Here is a 22,172-nt window from a genome sequence, read left to right on the forward strand (position 1 = left end):
GGGGGGGGCGGGGCCCCCTTGCTGTGCCCTCCGTCGCTTACACTGGGCCCCCCCCCCCCCCCCCGCCCCCCCCCCCCCCCCCGGCCAAGCGCGGCTTTTGCTTTCAGCGACCAACCCAGACCCCGCCACGAGGGGCTCCGCCGTTGGCCGGACACCCCGCGACAAACCCGCGCACGTGCGCAATCCCGGCGAACGGCGGACAATGGAGACCTCAGGTGGCCCGCCGCGCCGCCCCTCCCGCTTTCCGCTGCAAGGATTCCCCCATGGCCGCCCGCAAGTCCTCCGCCCCCCTGATCGAAGTCACCGCCCGCCCCGGCCAGCCGCTGGGCATGGCGCCGGCCACCTTCCTGCGCGACTTCTGGCAGAAGCGCCCGTTGCTGATCCGCAATGCCTTCCCGGACTTCCAGACCCCGGTGCAGCCGGAAGACCTGGCCGGGCTGGCCTGCGAGGAGGGCGTGCTGGCGCGCCTGATCGAGCATGACAAGACCCAGGACGGCTGGCGCGTGCGCACCGGCCCGTTCCAGGAAGACGTGTTCCCCGCCCTGCCCGACCACGACTGGACCCTGCTGGTGCAGGACGTGGACAAGTGGGACCCGGACGTGCGCGCCCTGATCGAGCACTTCAGCTTCCTGCCGCGCTGGCGCATGGATGACGTGATGATCAGCTTTGCCGCCACCGGCGGCTCGGTTGGCGCCCACGTCGACCAGTACGACGTGTTCCTGCTGCAGGCCCATGGCCACCGCCGCTGGCAGATCGATGCCAGCGAATCGATCAAGGGCAAGCAGCCGCCGCTGGGCTTCCGCCCGGACGTGGAACTGAAGCTGCTGAAGGTGTTCAAGCCCACCCACGACTGGGTGCTGGCGCCGGGCGACATGCTGTACCTGCCGCCGAACGTACCGCACCACGGCGTGGCCGAAGATCCGTGCCTGACCTTCTCGTTCGGCATGCGCGCGCCGTCCTCGGCCGAGCTGATCAGCGACTACCTGGACACCCTGATCGCCGATGCCGACGAGAACATCCGCTACCAGGATGCCGACCTGAAGGTGCCGGCCGACCCGAACGAGATCGACACGGTGGCGATGGCGCGGGTGATCACCGCGCTCAACGCCATCCGCATGAACGACCCGGACAAGCTGGGCGACTGGTTCGGCCGTTTCATCACCACCTACCGTGCAGCGGGCGAAGTGATGGCCCACCAGGCCGCGCCGGCACCGGAGGAAGTGGTCGAAGCGCTGGCCTCGGGCCTGCTGCTGCAGCGCCACCCGTGGGCCCGCCTGGCCTGGCGCCGGGCCAAGCGTGGCGCCAGCCTGTATGTCAGCGGCCAGGACTTCGCGCTGCCGGTGAAGGACGCCCAGCGCCTGGCCGGTGCCGAGCAGCTCGACGCCGCCGCCTATCGCGGCCTGTCCGACAAGGGCCGCGCGGTGGTCCAGCAGCTGCTGGTCGGTGGCGTGTTCCAGCTGGTCGACCCGAATGAGGTATACGAAGCCGAAGACGAGGAACACGGTGAGGATGCCGTGGTGCTCGGCGAGGTCGTCGAAGGCCGTGACCGCGTGGATGCGATCGACGCCGATGCGGTGTCCGACGATGTCCACTCCGTGACCGTGCACGACGACGGCATCGAGGTCATCGTCAACTTCGAGGACGACGAGGAAGACGACAGCGCCGGCCGGGCCTGAGCCATCGCCATGATCCGGGTCCAGCAGGTCAGCCACGCCGATGCCCACGTCGCCATCCACGAGGTGCGCCAACGCGTGTTCGTGCAGGAACAGGGCATCGCCGCCGAGCTGGAACGCGATGCGCTGGACCCGGTCAGTGCCCATGTGCTGGCGCTGGACACTGACAATCAGCCGGTCGGCACCGGCCGGCTGGCCCCGGATGGCCGCATCGGCCGCATGGCGGTGCTGGCCAGCCATCGCAGCCACGGGGTCGGCGAGGCCCTGCTGGAAGCACTGGTGGAGGCCGGGCGCCGGCTCGGCCTGGCCGAGCTGCATCTGCACGCCCAGCTGCCCGCCCGTGACTTCTATGCCCGCCAGGGTTTCCTGCCCGAAGGCGAGGTGTTCGAGGAGGCCGGCATCGGCCACCAGCAGATGCGCCGCCGGCTAGGGGCGGCCAGCGCCATCGACAGCCGCGCCGAGGCGATGGCCATCACCACCGCCATCATCCACCGCGCCCGTCGCCAGCTGTGGCTGCACAGCCGCCAGCTGGACCCGGGCCTGCTCGACGCGCCCCCGATACAGGCCGCCCTGCGCCGCTTCGTCACCGCCCGTCACGACAAGCAGCTGCGGGTGATCGTGCACGATGCCGCTGCGATCGCCGCTGCCGGGGCACCGCTGCTGGCGCTGGCCCAGCGCCTACCCAGCGTGATCCAGTTCCGCGAGGTCACCGACCCGGTCGACCGTGCGCTGGCCTCGGCCTGCCTGCTCAACGATGCCGGCGACTTCTACTTTCGTCTGATCGGCCACCGCCTCGACGGCGAGGCCGGCATCGCGCTGCCAGCACGTTCGCAGCCGTTCGAGCAGCAATTGCAGCGCGTCTGGGACCGTTCGCGCGATTGCAGCGAACTGCGCGCGCTCGGCATCTGAGCGCGCACAACGGACTCAACCTGTCTGGAACCGGCACCGGCGGACGCGGGATGCCTGTGGTGGTGCCCCTTCGTGTCCGGTTGGGGGTACAATTTGGCTGTTTGAACGCGCCCGCGCAGGGCTATTCATCTTCCTGCCGGGTCCTTCTGAAGCCATACCCCACAAAGCGAATCAACACCCTCCATCGTGGACAATCAACTGAAGCAGTTTGCGCAATCTTCGCAACTCGCCGGCGGCAACGCCTCCTATGTCGAGGACCTGTACGAGCAGTACCTGGTCTCCCCGGATAGTGTCGATCCCAAATGGAAAACCTACTTCGACGGCTTCAAGGGCCGCGAAGCAGGTGACATTCCGCACTCGGCCGTCATCTCCCACATTGCGGACGCGGCCAAGGATGCGCTGAAGGCCGGTACCGGCAACGGTGCAGGCGACGAGCGCGAGCGCAATGTCGGTCGTCTGATCACTGCCTACCGCTCGCGCGGCCACCTGGACGCCCGCCTCGATCCGCTGGGCCTGGCCGCACCGGTCAACACCCCGGACCTGGGCCTGCCGTTCCACAGCCTGTCCGATGGCGACCTCAACAGCGAGTTCAGCACCGGCGGCGTCGGTGGCCAGCCGCGCATGAAGCTGCGTGACCTGCTGGCGCGCCTGAAGGCGACCTACACCGGCTCGATCGGTGCGGAGTTCATGCACATCTCCGAGGTCGAGCAGCGCCAGTGGATCTACAAGAAGCTGGAACTGGCCGGTGGCAACTACCAGCTGGACGCTGACACCCAGCGCCGCACCCTGGAGCGCCTGACCGCGGCTGAGGGCTTGGAGCGCTACCTGCACACCAAGTACGTCGGCCAGAAGCGCTTCTCGCTGGAAGGCGGCGACTCGCTGATCCCGATGATGGACACCATCATCCGCAGCGCCGGCAAGGATGGCGTCAAGGACGTGGTGATCGGCATGGCCCACCGCGGCCGCCTGAACGTGCTGGTCAACACCCTGGGCAAGAACCCGCGCAAGCTGTTCGACGAGTTCGAAGGCAAGTTCGAGCACGACGAGCACGCCTCGGCCGGTGACGTGAAGTACCACATGGGCTTCTCGGCCGACGTCGCCACCGACGGCGGCCCGGTGCACCTGGCGCTGGCGTTCAACCCGTCGCACCTGGAAATCGCCGACCCGGTCGTGGCCGGTTCCGTGCGTTCGCGCCAGGAGCGCCGCAAGGACACCGCACGCAAGCAGGTCATGCCCATCCTGATCCACGGCGACGCGGCCTTCTCCGGCCAGGGCGTGGTCATGGAACTGTTCCAGATGTCGCAGGCCCGCGGCTTCGCCGTCGGCGGCACCGTGCACATCGTGGTCAACAACCAGGTCGGCTTCACCACCTCCAACCCGCTGGATACGCGTTCCACGCGCTATGCCACCGACGTGGCGAAGATGATCGCCGCCCCGGTGCTGCACGTGAACGGCGATGATCCGGAAGCGGTTGTATTCGCCGCGCAGCTGGCCTTCGAATTCCGCCAGAAGTTCGCCAAGGACGTGGTCATCGACCTGATGTGCTACCGCCGTTGGGGCCACAACGAGGCCGACGAGCCGGCGATCACCCAGCCGCTGATGTACCAGGTGATCCGCAAGCACGCCACCACCCGCGAGATGTACGCCGAGCAGCTGGAAAAGGCGGGCGTGATCGCCGCCGGTGCCGGCAAGGCGATGGTCGATGCCTACCGTGAGAAGCTGGATGCCGGTGAAGTCACCACCGAGCTGGCCAAGGTCGAGAAGACCCCGCCGACGAGCCCGCTGTTCGTCGATTGGCCGAAGCTGCTGGAAGGCAAGCTGTCCGACCCGATCTCGACCAAGGTCGAGAAGAACAAGCTGGTCGAGCTGGCCAAGCTGATCAACACCATCCCGGACGAAGTGCAGCTGCACTCGCGCGTGGCCAAGGTCTACGACGACCGCCGCAAGATGGCCGCCGGCGAGATCCCGGGCGACTGGGGCTTTGCCGAGAACCTGGCGTACGCCACCCTGCTCGACGAAGGCAGTGCCCTGCGCCTGGTCGGCCAGGACGTGGGCCGCGGCACGTTCACGCACCGCCACGCGATCCTGCACGACCAGAAGACCGACAACTACTACATGCCGCTGCGGCAGCTGGTGGATTCGCCGGAAAAGGCCACCGTCATCGATTCGCTGCTGAGCGAAGAAGCGGTGATGGCCTATGAGTACGGCTTCTCCACCACCGATCCGAACACGCTGTGCATCTGGGAAGGCCAGTTCGGCGACTTCGCCAACGGTGCCCAGGTCGTCATCGACCAGTTCATCGCCGCCGGTGAAGCCAAGTGGGGCCGCATCTCCGGCCTGACCCTGCTGCTGCCGCATGGCTATGAAGGTCAGGGCCCGGAACACAGCTCGGCGCGCCTGGAGCGCTTCCTGCAGCTGTGCGCGCTGGAGAACATGCTGGTGGTGGTGCCGTCGACCCCGGCGCAGGCCTTCCACATGCTGCGCCGCCAGCAGCACCTGACCACCCGCAAGCCGCTGGTGGTGATGTCGCCGAAGTCGCTGCTGCGCCACAAGCTGGCCGTGTCGACCCTGGACGAACTGGCCAACGGCGAGTTCCAGCACCTGATCGGCGACGCCAACGCGGACGCCAAGAAGGTCAAGCGCGTGGTGCTGTGCTCGGGCAAGGTCTACTACGACCTGCTGGAAGACCAGACCAAGCGTGGCCAGGACGACGTGGCGATCATCCGCGTGGAGCAGCTGTATCCGTTCCCGCGTGCGCTGCTGGCTGCCGAACTGAAGAAGTACGGCAAGGCCACCGACGTGGTGTGGACGCAGGAAGAACCGCAGAACCAGGGTGCGTGGTACCAGATCCGCCACCACCTGCAGTTCTGCCTGGCCGATGGCCAGAACCTGCACTACGCCGGTCGCGCACGTTCGGCTTCGCCGGCTGCCGGTCACATGGCTGACCACGTCCGCGAACAGCAGCAGCTGGTCGCCGACGCACTGGTCAACCCGTTCAACGACACGTTCGCTGAATAATCCTCCCCCTATTTAGAAGACAAACCAGGAAGCTCCCGCAATGGCCACCGAAGTCAAAGCCCCGGTACTGCCCGAATCCGTCGCCGACGGCACCATCGCCACCTGGCACAAGAAGGTGGGCGACGCCGTCAAGCGCGACGAAAACCTGCTTGACCTGGAAACCGACAAGGTCGTCCTGGAAGTGCCGTCGCCGGTCGACGGCGTGCTCAAGGAAATCAAGTTCGCCGAAGGCTCGACCGTGACCTCCAGCCAGGTCGTGGCGATCATCGAAGAAGGCGCCGTGGCTGCTGCCCCGGCCCCGGCTGCTGAAGAGAAGAAGGCCGAGGCCGCTCCGGTCGCTGCCGCTCCGGCCGCTGCTGCTGCTCCGGCCCCGGCTGCCAAGTCGGCCGCCGACACCCTGCCGCCGGGCGCCCGCTTCACCGCCATCACCGAAGGCGTGAACCCGGCCGACGTCGACGGCACCGGCCGTCGCGGCGCGGTGACCAAGGAAGACATCGTCAACTTCGCCCGCAACGGCGGCGCCGGCAAGGCCGGTGGCGCACGTCCGGAAGAACGCGTGCCGATGACCCGCATCCGCAAGCGCATCGCCGAACGCCTGATGGAGTCGAAGAACTCCACCGCCATGCTGACCACCTTCAACGAAGTCGACCTGTCCAAGGTCTCGGCTGCGCGCAAGGAACTGCAGGACGAGTTCGTCAAGGCACACGGCATCAAGCTGGGCTTCATGAGCTTCTTCGTGAAGGCCGCTGCCAATGCCCTGCAGCGCTTCCCGCTGGTCAACGCCTCGATCGACGGCGACGACATCATCTACCACGGCTACTCGGACATCTCGATCGCCGTGTCGACCGAGAAGGGCCTGGTCACGCCGGTGCTGCGCAACGTCGAGCGCATGTCGTTCGCCGACATCGAAAAGACCATCGCCGACTACGCCAAGAAGGCCCGTGACGGCAAGCTGAGCCTGGAAGAACTGCAGGGCGGCACCTTCACCGTGACCAACGGCGGCACCTTCGGTTCGCTGCTGTCGACCCCGATCATCAACCCGCCGCAGAGCGCCATCCTGGGCATGCATGCCATCAAGGAGCGTCCGATCGCCCAGAACGGCCAGGTCGTGATCGCGCCGATGATGTACCTGGCGCTGTCGTACGACCACCGCATCATCGACGGCAAGGACTCGGTGCAGTTCCTGGTGGACATCAAGAACCAGCTGGAAAACCCGGGCCGCATGCTGTTCGGCCTGTAAGAAACCTCCCGCCCCTCCGCGCCTGCGCGGAGGGGTTCTGGTAATGCATCAAGGAATAATTCAATGGCTGAACAATTCGACGTCGTCGTCATCGGTGCCGGCCCGGCCGGTTACCACGCTGCCATCCGCGCGGCCCAGCTGGGCCTGAAGACCGCCTGCATCGACGCAGCGCTGGGCAAGGACGGCAAGCCGGCGCTGGGCGGCACCTGCCTGCGCGTGGGCTGCATCCCGTCCAAGGCGCTGCTGGATTCCTCGCGCCAGTTCTGGAACATGGGCCACATCTTTGGCGACCACGGCATCAGCTTCAAGGATGCCAAGATCGACGTCGAGGCGATGGTTGGCCGCAAGGACAAGATCGTCAAGCAGTTCACCGGCGGCATCGGCATGCTGTTCAAGGCCAACAAGGTCGCCGCCTACTACGGCTTCGGCGAACTGCAGCCGGGCAACGTGGTCAAGGTCACCCAGCATGACGGTTCCATCGTCGAGCTGAAGGGCACCAACGTCATCATCGCCGCCGGTTCGGATTCGATCGAACTGCCGTTCGCCAAGTTCGACGGCGAGACCATCGTCGACAACGTCGGCGGCCTGGACTTCACCGAAGTGCCGAACCGCCTGGCCGTGATCGGCGCCGGCGTGATCGGCCTGGAACTTGGCAGCGTGTGGAAGCGCCTGGGCGCTGAAGTCACCATCCTGGAAGCACTGCCGGAGTTCCTGGCCGTGGCCGACGCCGAAGTGGCCAAGACCGCTGCCAAGGAATTCAAGAAGCAGGGCCTGGACATCCGCCTCGGCGCCAAGGTCTCCAAGACCGAGATCACCGGCAAGGGCAAGAAGAAGGAAGTCGTTGTCACCTACACCGACAGCGAAGGCGAAAAGACCCTGACCGTGGACAAGCTGCTGGTGGCCGTTGGCCGTCGCGCCGCCACCAAGGGCCTGCTGGCCGAAGGCACCGGCGTCAAGATCAACGAACGCGGCCAGATCGAAGTCGACGCGCACTGCCACACCGGCGTCAACGGCGTGTGGGCGGTCGGCGACTGCGTGCGCGGCCCGATGCTGGCGCACAAGGGCTTCGAGGAAGGCATCGCGGTGGCTGAGCTGATCGCCGGCCTGCCGGGCCACGTCAACTTCGACACCATCCCGTGGGTCATCTACACCGAGCCGGAACTGGCCTGGGTCGGCAAGACCGAAGCGCAGCTGAAGGCTGAAGGCATTCCGTACAAGGCTGGCAGCTTCCCGTTCGCCGCCAATGGCCGTGCCGTGGCGATGATCGAGCCGGCGGGCTTTGTGAAGATCCTGGCCCATGCCGAAACCGATCGCATCCTCGGCATGCACCTGGTCGGCGCCAACGTCTCCGAACTGGTGCACGAAGGCGTGCTGACCATGGAGTTCAGTGGCTCGGCCGATGACCTGGCCCGCATCTGCCACGCCCACCCGTCGTTGTCGGAAGTGATCCACGACGCAGCAATGGCGGTCAGCAAGCGCGCCATCCACAAGGCGAACTGATCTGCATCATGGTAAGTGCCGACCGTTGGTCGGCACGCGCCTGCAAACGAAAAACCCCGCCTCGGCGGGGTTTTTTGTTGCCCGCAACCCTGCCGGGCAGCTGACGCCCCCACGCTCGGGCTCCCCGCCGGTAGCGGGCTCACGCTGATCCAGACGCACTGCCCGCAACGGCCGTGGCCAGCTCCTGCATGAAGACCTGCGTTGCGCGCGATGCGCGACCCGCCGGCGAACAGACCAGGCCAAACAATCGACGGATGGCCGGCTTCACCGGCAGCACGCGCAGGCCGTGGAGATCGTCCGGCAACGTCGATTCCGGCACCAGCGAGACGCCCAGTCCCTCGCGCGCCAGCACGCACGCGCTGGCCCAGTCGCGCACGGTCACCCGTACGTCGCTCAGCTGTAGACCAGCGTCCGCCATCAGGCGCTGACCGTTCACCGCACAGCCCCCTGTTGCGAGGATGAAGGGTTCGCCCGCCAGCTCGCTCAAGGCCACCCCGCTTTCCGTGGCGCGACGCCCCAGCGGATGCGCCTGCGGCAGCACCGCCATCCACCCATCGCTGCCCAGCATCAACGGGACGCGATCGGCAGCGGGGTTCATCACCACGCCGGCATCGACCGTGCCCGATTCGAGCCAGCGCTCGACCTCCTCGTCCGTACCCTCCACGATCACCACCTCGATGCCCGGGTGGCGGCGCTGGAAATCCCGCAGCAGCGCTGGCAGCACGCTGGAAACGAGTGACGGGAAGGTCGCCAGACGGATGCGTGCGCCACTGAACCCCTGGCTGTCATCGGCCAGCGCACGGATCGCCTGCAGGCCGCCCAGCATGATGCGCGCGTGTTCGATCACCCGCTGCCCGAGCGCGGTGATCTCCACCTGGCGCCGCTCGCGCACGAACACCGCAAACCCCAGGGAGGACTCCAGCTGGGCCAGAGCCTGGCTGGCACCGGACTGGCTGATGCCGACCCGGTCAGCGCCACGCGAGATGGTTCCCTCGTCGGCCACCGCAACCAGCAGGCGCCAGTGGGCAAGATTCATCATGACAGGCAGTAGCCCAGCTTATGGGAGGAAAATCGAAGATTGATTTTACCGGATACAGCTCGCACAGCAGACTGCCTCGTACCGGCTGACCCGGCCGTCCTTTCTCCCTCGAGACCGTCCATGAAGCTGTACTACGCGCCCTACACCTGCTCGCTGTCCCCCCATATCGTGCTGCGAGAGCTCGGCCTGCCCTTTGAGCTGATCAAGGTCGACAATGCCACCAAACAGACCGCCGATGGCCGCGATTTCCGCACCATCAACCGCAAAGGCTATGTCGCGGCGCTGGAGCTGGATGACGGGCAGGTGCTGACCGAAGGCCCGGCCATCGTCCAGTACCTGGCCGACCTGAAACCCGAATGCGCGCTGGCCCCACCCGTCGGCAGCTGGGAGCGGGTGCGACTGCAGGAATGGCTGAACTTCGTAACCAGCGAGATCCACGCCGGCTCGGCGCCGCTGTTCAACGCCGATCTGCCGGAAGCGGCCAAGACCTTCTTCCGGCAGAAGCTGTTCAAGCGTTTCGACCTGCTGCAGGAGACGTTGGCAACGCAGGACTTCCTCATGGGACCAGACTTCAGCGTCGCCGATGCCTACCTTTTCACGGTGCTTGGCTGGTGCCGCTTCTTCTCCATCGATCTGGCGGCGTGGCCGGCGCTGCCTGCCTATGCCCGCAGGATCAACGCACGACCGGCCGTGCAGGCGGCGCTGCGCGCAGAGGCAGCGTGATGCGGAGCCGAGCACAGGCTTGGCTCTACACCTTTCCAGCCGGCTTCTTTGGTGGATCCTCACAGACCCGGTGCTGCACCACCGTCTCGCCGACCTTCCATTCCTTCGTGACCCGGCAGCGCTCCTTGGCTTTCTGCACAGAGACCGCGGCAGCGTTCGCCTCGTCAGCCGCAGCAGTCTGCTGGCGTTCCAGCCACACCGAGGGCGGCGTTGGAGGTGTGGCCAGTACCGGCCCCGCAAGCAGGACCAGACCCACCAGCAGCACCGTCCTCATGCAGCCACCGCTCTGCCACCGAGCAGGCGCGCCGGCAGCATGAACAGCGCGCGCAGGAAGGCGAACAGCGCCGAGAAGGTGACGCCGACCAGGCGGAACGGCAGGCTCAGCAGCCACACGAACGGCCAGGCGATCAGGGCGAGAATCGCCAGCGGCCAGCACAGCACGAACAGCAGGCACCACACACCGAGTGCGAACAGGGTCTTCATCACGGTCTCCTTGGGGCGGCACCTTGCCGCCTGCGGACACCTTGGCGCCCCACCCTGGCCGCCCGCAAACGGTTTGCGACGAAACCCGGGCTGGGAGCGATGAAACCGATGGTGGGGAAACCGGAGATTCAGGAGGTTGCCGGCCAGCGGCCGGCACTACCGAACGGATTCACACCGGGACTGCGCCCGGGCGGCCGTGGGTCACCTGGAAACGCGCCGCTGTACGCACCGGCGCATCGGCGCGCAGCACGCTGTCGGCGAAGCGCAGTTCGGCATCCACGGTCTGCCGGTTCAGCTGCAGCTTCCACCAGCCACGGCGGTCGCCGTCGAAATAGCGGATATGCGGGTTCTGCGGAATCGACGGACCGTAGTACGGGCCATAGGGCGTATCGTCGCCGCCACTGCTGATTGCCGGCGCGATGAACTCGGTGGCCACCACCGGGGCATCGGCTGTGTCGAAATCCAGCTTCAGGTCGTTGACGAAGGTGGAATGCCAGTCACCACCGAGCACGATGGCATTGCCCTGCCCGCCCGCCTGCAGGGCCTGCAGCAGCCGGTTACGTGCGACGGGATAGCCATCCCAGGCGTCGTTCCAGAAGCGCTCGCGCGACGTGCCGCCGTCCAGCCGCAGCTGTGCCATCAGCAGCTGCTGCACCACCACGTTCCAGCGCGTGCCCTGCGCGGCCGCCATCGACTGCGCGAACCACGCTTCCTGACCCGTGCCGAGCATGCTCATGCGCGGGTCCAGTGCAGCATCACAGCGCGGCGACTCGCCCACGCCACAGGGATTGGCCGGGCGGAACTGGCGGCAATCGAGCAGGGTCAGCTGTGCCAGATCGCCATAGCGCAGCCGCCGATGTACGCGCAGGCCGCCATTGCCTGCAGGCGTGCTGCGCATCGGCAGGTGCTCGTAGAACGCACGGTAGGCCGCCGCACGACGCACGATGAAGTCCTCGATCGACACGCCGGGCTTCTCCGGATGGACACCGGAGTAATCGTTCTGCACTTCATGGTCGTCCCAGATCACTGCGAACGCATGTGCGGCGTGCGCAGCCTGCAGATCCGGATCGAGCTTGTACAGCGCGTACTGGTCACGGTAGCGCTCCAGGCTGACCGTCTCGCCGCTGAAGCGCTCGGCATCCAGCGTGCGCCCGCGTGCGTTCTGCAGCGGGCTGTATTCGTACAGGTAGTCACCGGCATGCAGCACCAGGTCGACGTCACTCTGCGCGATGTCGCGCAGCACCGGGTAGTAGCCACTGTTCCAGGCCTGGCAGGTGCACAGCGCCAACCGCAGCTGCTGCAGCTGCATGTCCGCCAGCGGCGCGGTGCGGAAATGGCCGACCGCGCTTTCCTCATCGCCATCGCAGGAGAAGCGGTAGTAGTAGTCGCGGCCTGGGCGCAGGCCGTTGACTTCCACATGCACCGAGTGGGCCAGCTCGGGCACCGCGGCAGCAACGCCGCGCTGCACCAGCCGGCGCATGCCCGGGTCCTCAGCCACGAACCAGCGTACCGGCACCGCCCGCGATGGCATGCCACCGCCGTTGAGCGGGTCCGGGGCCAGCCGCGTCCACAACACCGCACCCTGCGGATCCGGATCACCGGCGGCGACACCGAGGGTGAACGGATCACGCCCCATCCGCGGCCGTGGGCCGGCCGTGGCCAGCCCGGGCATCGCCGCCAGTGCGATCGCCGCCCCTGTGCCCTGCCACGCCATACGCAGCAGGCGACGACGGCTTTCCGGATCCACAGGCCCGCGCATCAGAAGTGCACGGTAGCGGTGGCCATCACCTGGCGCGGCGCACCGACCTGCATGGTCGCCAGGCTGCGGGTCGGATCGGCGGCGTAGGTGCCGTTGGTGTTGATCGAGGACAGGTAACGCTTGTCGGTCAAGTTGGTCAGGTTCAGTGCAACGGTCAGATTCTGTGCCGGGCCGAGCTTGCCGAAGTCATAGGCCACCGAGGCGTTGACCAGCCAGTAGCTCGGCACCGACACATCGTTGGTATAGGTCACGTAACGCTTGCCGACGTGGTTGGCGGCCAGCCGCAGGTCCCACGGGCCCGGGGTCCAGGCCAGGGTGCTGGCGAACATCCATTCCGGCGTGTCGACGGTCTTCTTGCCACGGGTCGGCACCACGCCGTTGTTCACGTAATCGTTGTCGTAGGTGCTGTCATTCCAGGACAGCGCATTGGACCAGGTCAGGTCCTGCATCGGCTTCAGCTGCAGGGTCGCCTCGGCGCCGCGGCTGGTCACCGAACCGACGTTGGAGAACAGTGCCGGGCAACCGAGGATGCCCACGCACTGCGCGATGGCCAGCAGGCGGTTGTCGAACTTCACGTCATACACCGCCACCGAGGCTTCATAGCCCTGGCCATAGCCGCGCCAGCCCAGTTCGATGGTGCGCGACTGTTCCGGCTTCAGGCTCTTCGCGCTGGCATCGAAGGCGGCCTGCGGCACGTTGAACGGGCTGCCCACGCCCAGCGCGTACGCGGCCACGTTCTTGGCGAACGAACCGAAGATCTCATTGCCTTCGTTGAGCTTGAAGTTGAAGCCGGCCTGCGGCAGCAGGCCCTTCTTCGAGGTCAGGCTGCTGTTGTTGGCGTAGCTGCCCAGCGGCGTGCGCACGCTGGTGCGGGTGTGCGGCGACTTGGCGCCGATGTCGATGGTCAGGCGGTCGTCGAACAGGCGGAAGCGGTCCTGCACGTAGAACTGGCGGGTGATGGTGGTGTAGCGCTGGTGCCACACGCGCTGGTCCGGGTTGCGCAGGAAGAAATCGTCGGTGATCGGGCCGTCGATGTAGTAGAAGTTGCGCTGCACGCTATGACCGTTGTCCTCGTACCAGAGACCGGCCTCCAATTCATGGCCACCGACGTTCCAGGTGAACGCCGAGGTCACGCCGGTGCGGTCGATCGCGTACTCGGTGGTGCGGATCGAGATCGGGATCTCGCGGCTGGTACCCGGGTTGGACGGATTGGACGGGCTGAACCAGTGGCCCTGGCCACGGTTGCTGTGGTTATAGACGTTGACCTTCAAACGCATCGACTCGTTCAGGCCGAAATCGCCGGCGATGCTGGACAGGTCGTCATTGCGCAGGCCGTGACCGGAGTAATACGCGTCCCACGGGCTGTTGACGCCGCCGCTGAATTTTCCGCGTGCTGCGGCCACGGCACGATCCCAGTCCGGCGCGTAGTTGTCCCAGTCCCAGCCGAGGCGATCGATCATCTCCAGCGACAGGTCCTGATAATCGGCCTCGACGCGGCGCGAGGCGTTGAACAGCGCGGTGATCTTGCTGTCCGTTCCGAAGTTGTAGGTGGCCTTGCCGTTGAACTGCTTCAGCTCCTGCGAGCCCTTGCCCTTCCACTTGTCACCTTCCGAATACACGCCGGACAGGTAGGCAGCAAAGCCCTGGTGATCGCCGGTCTCCAGGCGTGCATAGCTGCGGCGTGCGCTGTCACTGCCAAAGCTCTGTGCCAGCACGACCCCATATTCGGTGGACGGATCGATCGAGTAGAACTGGAACACACCGCCGAGGTTGCTGGTGGACGGCGTACCCAGTGCGCCGATGCCGGTGGACACTTCGGCACCGCCCAGGTTCTCGCTGATCACCGCGCGGCTGATGTGCAGGCCGTTGCTGTTGCCGTAGGCCATGTTGCCCAGCGGGATGCCATCGAGGGTGTAGCCCAGGCGGTTCTGGTTGAAACCACGCAGGCTGATGGTGGTGGACCATTCGTAGGCGCCGGTGGCATCGGCCGATTCGAAATGCACGCCCGGCTTGGTCGCAAGCAGCTTCAGCGGATTGGCACCCGGCGGCAGGATCTTCATGTCCTCGGCGGTCACGCGCTGCACCTGGCGGGCTTCGCCGCGGCCGATTACCGAGATCGAATCGAGGGTGGTGGCCGACTGCGCGTCCGTCGCGGGGGCGGTTTCAGCGATAGCCAGCGACGGCAGCGAAGCACAGACCAGCAGGGCCAGCAGATTGCGGCGGAGCGGAGCGTGGGACGACATGGGGGCGGATTCCTCGGGCACGCTGGACGCCGAAGGGCGGCGTCGAAGGGCAGCAGCGGCGGAATCGTAGAAGCGTCGCGTTACATGTCATTTACACGCCACATACGGACGTTCGGTGTTTCGAATGGTTTGCCGGCCATGGGTGGTTGCCGGCCAGCGGCCGGCACCACGGTTATTCGAATGAACCGACCGAATCGTGGGCCAGGTTGTCGAAGCGGGTGTACTCGCCGAAGAACTTCAGCTTGCACGAGCCGGTCGGGCCACCACGGTGCTTGCCGATGATGATCTCGGCCAGGCCCTTGTCCGGCGAATTTTCCTTGTTGTAGTAATCATCGCGGTAGATGAAGACGATCATGTCCGCATCCTGCTCGATTGCGCCCGATTCGCGAAGGTCGGCCATCACCGGACGCTTGTCGGTACGTGTTTCCAGCGAGCGGTTGAGCTGCGACAGCGCGATCACCGGCACGTGCAGTTCCTTGGCCAGGCCCTTCAGCGAACGCGAGATCTCCGAGATTTCCGTCGCACGGTTTTCGCTGTTGCCCGGCACGCTCATCAGCTGCAGGTAGTCGATCACCACCAGGCCCAGGTCATGTTCGCGCTTGAGGCGGCGGCACTTGGAACGCAGCACTTCAGGCGACACGCCGGGCGTGTCGTCGATGAAGATCTTGGTTTCCTTCAGCATCTTGATCGCGCTGGTGACGCGGCTCCAGTCCTCGTCTTCCAGCTGGCCGGTACGCAGGCGCTGCGCGTTGATGCGGCCGTTGGAGGAAATCAGGCGCATCGCCAGCTGCGATGCCGACATTTCCATCGAGAACACCGCCACGCCCTTCTTCGATTTGATCGCCGCGTATTCGGCAATGTTCAGCGCGAAGGTGGTCTTGCCCATGGCCGGGCGCGCGGCAAGGATGATCAGGTCGGTCGGCTGCAGGCCGGAGGTCATCGCATCGAAATCGTTGTAGCCGGTCGGCAGGCCGGTGATGTTGCCGCCGTTCTCGAAGCGGCTGCGCAGCTCTTCGAAGGCATCCTTCAGTGCACCGGGCATTGCCACGAAATCGGTACGGCCGCGTGCGCCCTGTTCGGCGATGGCGAACACGCTCTTTTCCGCCGATGCCAGCAGCTCGCTGCTCTCGCGGCCCTCGGGCTGGAAACCATCGTTGACGATGTCGGTGCCCACCTGGATCAGCTGCCGCAGCACCGCCTTGTCACGCACGATCTCGGCGTAGGCCACAATGTTGGCCGCCGAAGGCGTGGTACTGGCCAGCTCGATCAGGTAAGCGCCATCGCCCACCAGTTCCATCTTGCCCTGCGATTCGAACCATTCGCCCAGGGTCACCGCATCGAACGGCCGCTCGCGCTCGGACAGCTCGCGGATCGCGCGATAGATCATCTGATGGTCGCGGCGGTAGAAATCGCCTTCGGTCAGCTGGTCGTTGACCCGGTCATAGGCCTCCGGGGCCAGCATCAGGCCACCCAGCACCGCCTGCTCGGCTTCCACCGAATGGGGCGGCACCCGCAACTGGTCGATGCGCGACTCGTCGCGATCACGATCGCGATCGAAGCCATCACCGCGCTCTCTGCGGTTGGAACGGAAGCCGGGACGAGCGGACATGCTGCGGTGTTTCCTGCAAAAGTGGGCCAGACGAGTGTAGGCATGCGCCGACCCCGGCGGCCATGGACAAGCCTGTGGATAAGCCGTGGAGAAACGGGGGATATCCGCCGGTGCCTGGCCAGATTGGCGTGGGGGCGTCGCACTACCTGCGACGGGCGCCGTTGCGGCACCCGAGCAGGCATTATCGCAGATGGGGGTGGCAACCGCTGGCGTCAATCGCCCTTGACGTGAACCGCGATCAGCGCCAGGAACCGGTCCACATAGCCCTGCAGGAATTTCTGCGTGCCTTCGTTGTGGACCGTGCCATCGGCGTCGATCAGGCCGTCCTTGAAATGAATGAACGCCTCGGGCTGGCCGAGCACGTGCATGTCCAGGAAGGCCAGGCTGTTGCGCAGGTGCTGCTGGGCCACGGCGGTGCCGATCTGGCCGATGGAGGCGCCGATCACCGCCGCCGGTTTTCCGGCAAACGCGCTGTCACCGTACGGGCGCGAGCCGATATCGATGGCGTTCTTCAGCACGCCCGGCACCGATCGGTTGTATTCCGGGGTCACGAACAGCACCGCATCGGCGGCACGGACCTGGTCCTTCAGCCGGGTACCCTGCGCCGGATAGTGGCCATCGAAGTCCTGGTCATATAGCGGCAGGTCACCGATCTGCACGTACTGGAAGCGCGCACGGTCACCGGCAATCTTCTCCAGCGCATGGGCCAGTTTGCGGTTGCAGGAATCCTTGCGCAGGCTGCCGACGAACACGGCGATGGTGGGGACGGACATCGGGACATACTCCTCACGGTGCGGGAGGCCCAGCCTAGACGCCGGGCCCTTGCATGCCGGTGAAGATCAGCCGCCGGTCACGCCCGCGCGCACCTGCCGCCAATGCGCCTGCCAGGCCTGGAACATCAGCACGTTCCACAGATGGGTATGCCACTTGCGTTGGCCGCCGAGGAACTGCTGCCACAGCGGCTGTACCGCGGCCGCCGACAGCACGCCCTCCTGCTCCAGCCGCGCGGGCTGCAGCAGGTCTTCCGCCCATGGCCGCAAGTCGCCCTTCAGCCAGTCACTGACCGGCGCGCCGAAGCCACGCTTGGGCCGGTGCACCATCGACTGCGGCACATAACGGCCCAGCACACGCTTGAGCAGCACCTTGCTGGTGGTTTCGCTGCGTTTGAAGCCCAGCGGCAGCGACCAGGCGAACTCGGCCACGCGTGAATCCAGCAGCGGCGCGCGTGCTTCCAGGCTGACCGCCATCGAGGTGCGGTCGACCTTGCACAGCAGGTCATCCGGCAGGTAGGTCACGTAATCGGCCAGCATCATCGCGTCGGCCGGTGTGCCGGCACCGTGCAACGGATCGGCCAGGTCATAGAAGCTGCCCGCGGCCTGCGCTCCGGGCACTGCCGCCGTCGGATCGCGCCAACGCGAGATGCGATTGCGGTACACGTCACCGATGCCACGCGCGCCGGACTCGGCCAACAGCGCGGCCAGGCCGCCGGTACGCGAAGCCTCGCCCTGCTGCTGGGAGCGCGCGCCCATCCAGCGCCGCAGCGGCCCCGGCACGCGGCCCAGCATCTGCCAGTTGCGCAGCGCGCGCACATAGCGGGTATAGCCGAAGAACAGCTCGTCGCCGCCATCGCCGGACAGCGCGACGGTCACGCCCTGCCGCGCCAGACGGGCGACCAGCGCGGTCGGCACCTGCGAGGCATCGGCGAAGGGTTCGTCGAACATCGCCGGCAACTGCGGCACCACCGCCAATGCATCGGCACCGCTGACGTAGAGTTCGGTGTGGTCACAGCCCAGATGCGCAGCCAGTTCCCTGGCCAGCGGCGCCTCGTCGTGGCCCGAACCGGTGAAGCCGATACTGAAGCTGTGTACCGGCTGACCGCTCTGTGCCTGCATCAGCGCAGCCACCAGCGACGAATCGGTGCCGCCGGACAGGAACACGCCCACCGGCACGTCGGCCACCATGCGCAGCGCCACCGCATCGCGCAGCAGCCCGTCCAGCTGTTCCTCGGCGTCCTCGATACGGCCCTGGAACGGCGCGGCCAGCGCCGCCTGCATGCGTGCACGCGCATCCCAATACGGGCGTTGCGCCTGTTCCGGGCGGTGCGCCGATGCACCCGCCGCTACGGCTTCGGCATCCAGGCGCAGCACGCGGCCCGGCATCAGCTTGTAGCAGCGCTGGTGGATGCTGTGCGGGGCCGGAATGTAGTCCAACCGCAGCAACAGGGTCAGTGCGTCGCGGTCGATGTCGTTGTCGAAGGCCGGGTGCTGCCACAGCGCCTTCAGTTCGGAACCAAACACCAGGGTGTCACCGGCCCAGCCGTAGTACAGCGGCTTCTTGCCAACGCGATCGCGGGCCAGCCACAGGCACTGCTGCTGGCGGTCCCACAGCGCGATGGCGAACATGCCGTTGCAGCGCTGCAGGGTGTCCTCGATGCCCCACTGCAGGATCGCTGCCAGCAGCACTTCGGTGTCGGAGTGGCCACGGAAGGCATGCCCCAACGGCTCCAGTTCGGCACGCAGGGCGGCGAAGTTGTAGACCTCGCCGTTGTAGGCCATCACGTAGCGACCATCGGACGAGGCCATCGGCTGGTGGCCCAGCGGCGACAGGTCGAGAATGCTCAGCCGACGGTGCGCCAGCGCAATGCCTGCCCCGGCATCGACCCAGCGCCCGCCATCATCCGGCCCGCGGTGGTGCAGCGCCTCGCCCATGGCCAGGACCTGCGCCTGCAGCACCTCGGCCGACGCCACCGGCGCCGGCAACAACATTCCCGCCAATCCACACATGCATCAAGGTTCCTGCGCCAGTTCAAGGGCGGCGCCAATCACCGCATTGTCGCTTGGAAGCCCGAACATTGCTGCCCCCGCCAACGGGGTATAGGTATCGGCACCGCAGACCCGGCGCAGCGGCAGGTGGCCGAAGCCGGCCTCGACCAGTGCGGTGACCACGCCCTCGCCTACCCCGCCACTATGACGGCCCTCGTCCAGCACCAGCACCCGCCGTGCGCTGGCGGCCTGCGCGGCGATGAACCCGGCATCCAGCGGCACCAGCCAACGCAGGTCGACCACCCGCACCTGCCAGCCCAGCTGCTGCTCGATGGCCCGTGCCGCACGCAGCGCCATCGGCACGCCGTTGCCATAGGTGTAGACCACCAGGTCGCCGGCCTCCGGCGCATAGACCCGCCCTTCGCCCGGTACCAGGGCCTGGCCCTGGGCCGGGTAGTCGAACAGCCACTGGCCATCGCCCGGCGCATGCAGGTCCTTGCTCATGTACAGCGCGATCGGCTCCAGGAACACCGCCACACGTCCATCCACCCGGGCCAGCGCCGCCAGCGTACGCAGCATCATCACCGCATCGTCGCCGCGCGACGGGCAGCCGACCACCAGGCCGGGAATGTCGCGCAGAGCCGTGATCGAATTGTCGTTGTGGAAGTGACCACCGAAGCCCTTCTGGTAGCCCAGCCCGGCCACCCGCACCAGCATCGGGTTGCGGTACTGGTCGTTGGAGAAGAACTGCAGCGAACACGCTTCGCCGCGCACCTGGTCGATGGCGTTGTGCAGGTAGGCCAGGTACTGGATCTCCGGAATCGGCAGCATGCCCATGTTGGCCAGGCCCTGCGCCATGCCCAGGATCATGGTTTCGTCCAGCAGGGTGTTGAACACCCGGCATGGGCCGAAGCGGCGCAGCAGGTCCTTGGTGACGGTGTAGACGCCGCCCTTCTGCGCAACGTCCTCGCCGAACAACAGGCTCTGCGGATACTTCGCCAGCAGTTCCTGCAGGCCGTGGTTGATCTGGATGGCGAGGTGCCGTGGTGCCTGACGCTCAGGCAGCGCCTCCGCAGCGCCATACAGCGCTTCGCGCGTCTCGGCGGGCACCTCGCGCCGTGCTTCGGCCTGCACCGCTGCCGGCGTGTACGGCGCCAGCGGCGCCATCACCTCCTGCAGCGACTGCAGCGTCGGGCGGCCTTCGGCATCCGCCGCCGCGGCCATGCAGCGCGCGCGCATCGTCTCGTAGGCCACCTCGATGGCGGCCGCATCCATCCAACCCGATTCCATCGCGATCTGTGCCGAGCGCAGCAGCGGATCCTGCGCCTCGGCCGCGCACAGCTCCGGCAGCGCGCGCCATTCCACCTCGAAGTCGGTGCCGGCGTGCCCCATCAGGCGCGTGGTGCGCAGATGCAGGAACGTCGGCCGCCGCGTGCGCCGGCAGTGTTCCACCGCGGCCTGCACCTGTGCATGTCCGGTGGCCAGGTCCAGACCATCGGCGAAGAAATAGTCGAGCCCCGGCTGGCGGCTGAAGCGCTCGGCAATCCAGCCTTCCGGCGTCTTCACCGAAATGCCCAGCCCGTTGTCCTCGCAGACGAACAGGATCGGTGCCGGCAGCTTCTGGTAGGCCGACCACATCGCGGTATTGAACGCGGTCTGCGCGGCGGCGTGGTTGGCCGAGGCATCACCGAACGAGCACAGCACGATGCTGTCGGTGGGAATCGGCAGCGCCTGCCCCAGCCGCTTGCCACTCTCGATGGCCAGCGCGGTACCCAGCGCCTTCGGCAGGTGCGACGCGATGGTCGAGGTCTGCGGCAACACCCACAATGGCTTGCTGCCCCACACCTTGTGGCGGCCACCGCTGGCCGGATCATCGGCGCTGGCGGCGAAGGACAGTGCGGCATCGCGCAGCGGATCGATGCCCGGCACCTGGCGCGAACGCTCGGCCATGAAGGCACCAGAGCGATAGTGCAGGAAGGCTGGATCGGTATGCCGGCAGGCCCGCGCCAGCAGCGCGTTGCCTTCATGGCCGGAGGAACCGATGGTGTAGAAGACCTTGTTCTGCACGCGCAGCACGCGTGCCATCAGGTCCAACTGGCGGCTGGCCAGCTGCGAATCGAACAGCTCGCCAAACGCGGCGGCAGTGAGCGTGCTGCCCGGCAGGATCGGCGCATCCGGTGCCGGGCGCGGGCGCGGGGTGCCGCGCCAGCCACGCACCGCATCGAGGAAGTTGACGTCGCACACTTCGGCGCGGTTGAGCACGCGCATGCGTGCGGGAATCGGATCTGGAACCACAGCGAACATCGAACACCCTCCGTGTCGTTGTTGCATTCCGCCGGACATGGCCCGGCGCTACCCTGTGGGGGTCACCCTGGTGAGAGTCAGGCAGCCTCGAATCGCGAGCGCACTTCGGCAGTCACCGCCGGCATCGGCAGGAAGCGCGCTTGTTCACGCACGCGCTGCAGCCAGCCACGCACTTCCGGGAATGGCTGCAGGCTGATTCCGCCCTCGCCTGCGACGTCGGTGTAGGCGAACAGCGCGATATCGGCGATGCCATATCCGCTGCCGGTGAACCACTGCGCTTCGCGCAGATGTTGCTCCATTACTGCCAGCGCGGTAGCGGCGCGCTCGTGCAGGCGTGGCAGTTCGGCGCGGCGGGGTGAATCAGCTGGGGTCCAGCCACGGATGAAGCGCGCCACTGCCACGCAGGGCTCGTGCGTGTACTGCTCGAAGAACATCCAGCTCAACGCCTGCGCGCGCTCCCAGCCATCGGTGGGCAGGTACGGCGTGCCTTCGGCCAGCCAGAACAGGATCGCGTTGGATTCGGTCAGCACGCGGCCATCGTCGCGAACGATCAGCGGCACCTTGGCATTCGGGTTGAGCGCCAGGAATTCGGGGGTATGGGTCTGGCCGTGGGCGCTGTCCACTTCCACCCAGCGGTAACGGCTGCCGAGCTGCTCCAGCAGCAGGCGGACCTTGTGGCAATTGCCCGAGACCGACATGCCATGCACCGTCAGCGGGACGCGCTCTTCCACCATTGCCTGCTCCATCACATCCGGCCGGCGGCCGGCTGCGTGCAGTCTGGCAAGCGCGTCTGTGAATGCCAAGCGCGGGTGCAGCATGGCAACACGGTAGTGGCGGGGGGGGGGCGGGCCGCCCCCCCCCCCCCCCCCCCCCCCGGGGCCCCCCCCCCCCCGCCCCACCCCGCCCCCCG

The 22,172-nt window shown here is 66.8% G+C and carries 16 protein-coding genes; 6 read left to right on the top strand and 10 right to left on the bottom strand.

Annotated features, from left to right (window positions below; all coding sequences use genetic code 11):
• Window positions 1–263: 263 nt before the first annotated feature.
• From ACJ7C5_RS01820 to lpdA, 5 genes are all read left to right on the top strand, one after another.
• A complete protein-coding gene (locus tag ACJ7C5_RS01820; RefSeq protein WP_412702908.1) occupies window positions 264–1,676 on the top strand; it encodes a ribosomal protein uL16 3-hydroxylase in 1,413 nt (470 codons plus the stop codon).
• 9 nt (window positions 1,677–1,685) lie between these two features.
• Window positions 1,686–2,582, top strand: coding sequence for a GNAT family N-acetyltransferase (locus ACJ7C5_RS01825; RefSeq protein ID WP_412702909.1), 897 nt, complete (start codon window positions 1,686–1,688; stop codon window positions 2,580–2,582).
• A gap of 186 nt (window positions 2,583–2,768) precedes the next feature.
• Entirely contained in the window at window positions 2,769–5,600 is a 2,832-nt protein-coding gene (locus ACJ7C5_RS01830; protein ID WP_032129626.1) for a 2-oxoglutarate dehydrogenase E1 component, read from the top strand.
• Between the two features lie 40 nt (window positions 5,601–5,640).
• Complete coding sequence (gene sucB / locus ACJ7C5_RS01835; protein WP_412702910.1) at window positions 5,641–6,840, top strand: dihydrolipoyllysine-residue succinyltransferase; 1,200 nt, start codon at window positions 5,641–5,643, stop codon at window positions 6,838–6,840.
• A gap of 63 nt (window positions 6,841–6,903) precedes the next feature.
• Entirely contained in the window at window positions 6,904–8,340 is a 1,437-nt protein-coding gene (gene lpdA / locus ACJ7C5_RS01840) for a dihydrolipoyl dehydrogenase (protein ID WP_008264626.1), read from the top strand.
• A gap of 139 nt (window positions 8,341–8,479) precedes the next feature.
• On the opposite strand, the gene ACJ7C5_RS01845 is transcribed toward lpdA, so the two are convergent.
• The gene (locus tag ACJ7C5_RS01845; RefSeq protein WP_233490792.1) at window positions 8,480–9,376 is read right to left on the bottom strand and encodes a LysR family transcriptional regulator; all 897 of its coding nucleotides are present in this window, start codon (window positions 9,374–9,376) and stop codon (window positions 8,480–8,482) included.
• 123 nt (window positions 9,377–9,499) lie between these two features.
• Between ACJ7C5_RS01845 and gstA the strand changes: the two genes are divergently transcribed.
• Window positions 9,500–10,102, top strand: a complete 603-nt coding sequence (gstA, locus tag ACJ7C5_RS01850; protein WP_412702911.1) for a glutathione transferase GstA — start codon at window positions 9,500–9,502, stop codon at window positions 10,100–10,102.
• Between the two features lie 25 nt (window positions 10,103–10,127).
• On the opposite strand, the gene ACJ7C5_RS01855 is transcribed toward gstA, so the two are convergent.
• The 9 genes from ACJ7C5_RS01855 to ACJ7C5_RS01895 all read right to left on the bottom strand — a co-directional run bounded on the left by ACJ7C5_RS01855 (window position 10,128) and on the right by ACJ7C5_RS01895 (window position 21,993).
• On the bottom strand, window positions 10,128–10,376 hold the full coding sequence (locus ACJ7C5_RS01855) for a hypothetical protein (protein ID WP_412702912.1): 249 nt from the start codon (window positions 10,374–10,376) through the stop codon (window positions 10,128–10,130).
• The gene (locus ACJ7C5_RS01860; RefSeq protein ID WP_412702913.1) at window positions 10,373–10,585 is read right to left on the bottom strand and encodes a hypothetical protein; all 213 of its coding nucleotides are present in this window, start codon (window positions 10,583–10,585) and stop codon (window positions 10,373–10,375) included. Before ACJ7C5_RS01860 ends, ACJ7C5_RS01855 begins: the two co-directional genes overlap by 4 nt.
• A 169-nt stretch (window positions 10,586–10,754) precedes the next feature.
• Complete coding sequence (locus tag ACJ7C5_RS01865; protein WP_412702914.1) at window positions 10,755–12,344, bottom strand: alkaline phosphatase D family protein; 1,590 nt, start codon at window positions 12,342–12,344, stop codon at window positions 10,755–10,757.
• Window positions 12,344–14,587 (bottom strand): TonB-dependent receptor family protein, encoded by a 2,244-nt coding sequence (locus ACJ7C5_RS01870; protein WP_412702915.1) that lies wholly within the window; start codon window positions 14,585–14,587, stop codon window positions 12,344–12,346. The genes ACJ7C5_RS01865 and ACJ7C5_RS01870 overlap by 1 nt, the downstream gene beginning before the upstream one ends.
• A gap of 172 nt (window positions 14,588–14,759) precedes the next feature.
• On the bottom strand, window positions 14,760–16,196 hold the full coding sequence (locus tag ACJ7C5_RS01875) for a replicative DNA helicase (protein WP_032129633.1): 1,437 nt from the start codon (window positions 16,194–16,196) through the stop codon (window positions 14,760–14,762).
• A 212-nt stretch (window positions 16,197–16,408) separates the two neighbouring features.
• Entirely contained in the window at window positions 16,409–16,969 is a 561-nt protein-coding gene (locus tag ACJ7C5_RS01880) for an NADPH-dependent FMN reductase (RefSeq protein WP_032129634.1), read from the bottom strand.
• 66 nt (window positions 16,970–17,035) lie between these two features.
• Window positions 17,036–18,979: an asparagine synthase (glutamine-hydrolyzing) gene (gene asnB, locus ACJ7C5_RS01885; RefSeq protein WP_412702916.1), complete on the bottom strand. Its 1,944-nt coding sequence runs from the start codon at window positions 18,977–18,979 to the stop codon at window positions 17,036–17,038.
• A 3-nt stretch (window positions 18,980–18,982) separates the two neighbouring features.
• Window positions 18,983–21,262, bottom strand: a complete 2,280-nt coding sequence (locus tag ACJ7C5_RS01890; RefSeq protein ID WP_412702917.1) for a thiamine pyrophosphate-dependent enzyme — start codon at window positions 21,260–21,262, stop codon at window positions 18,983–18,985.
• Window positions 21,263–21,339: 77 nt separating this feature from the next.
• Window positions 21,340–21,993: a glutathione S-transferase family protein gene (locus ACJ7C5_RS01895; RefSeq protein WP_412702918.1), complete on the bottom strand. Its 654-nt coding sequence runs from the start codon at window positions 21,991–21,993 to the stop codon at window positions 21,340–21,342.
• Between the last annotated feature and the right edge of the window lie 179 nt (window positions 21,994–22,172).

This window comes from Nocardiopsis yanglingensis, assembly GCF_045809185.1.
In the GTDB taxonomy this organism is placed as follows: domain Bacteria; phylum Pseudomonadota; class Gammaproteobacteria; order Xanthomonadales; family Xanthomonadaceae; genus Stenotrophomonas; species Stenotrophomonas yanglingensis.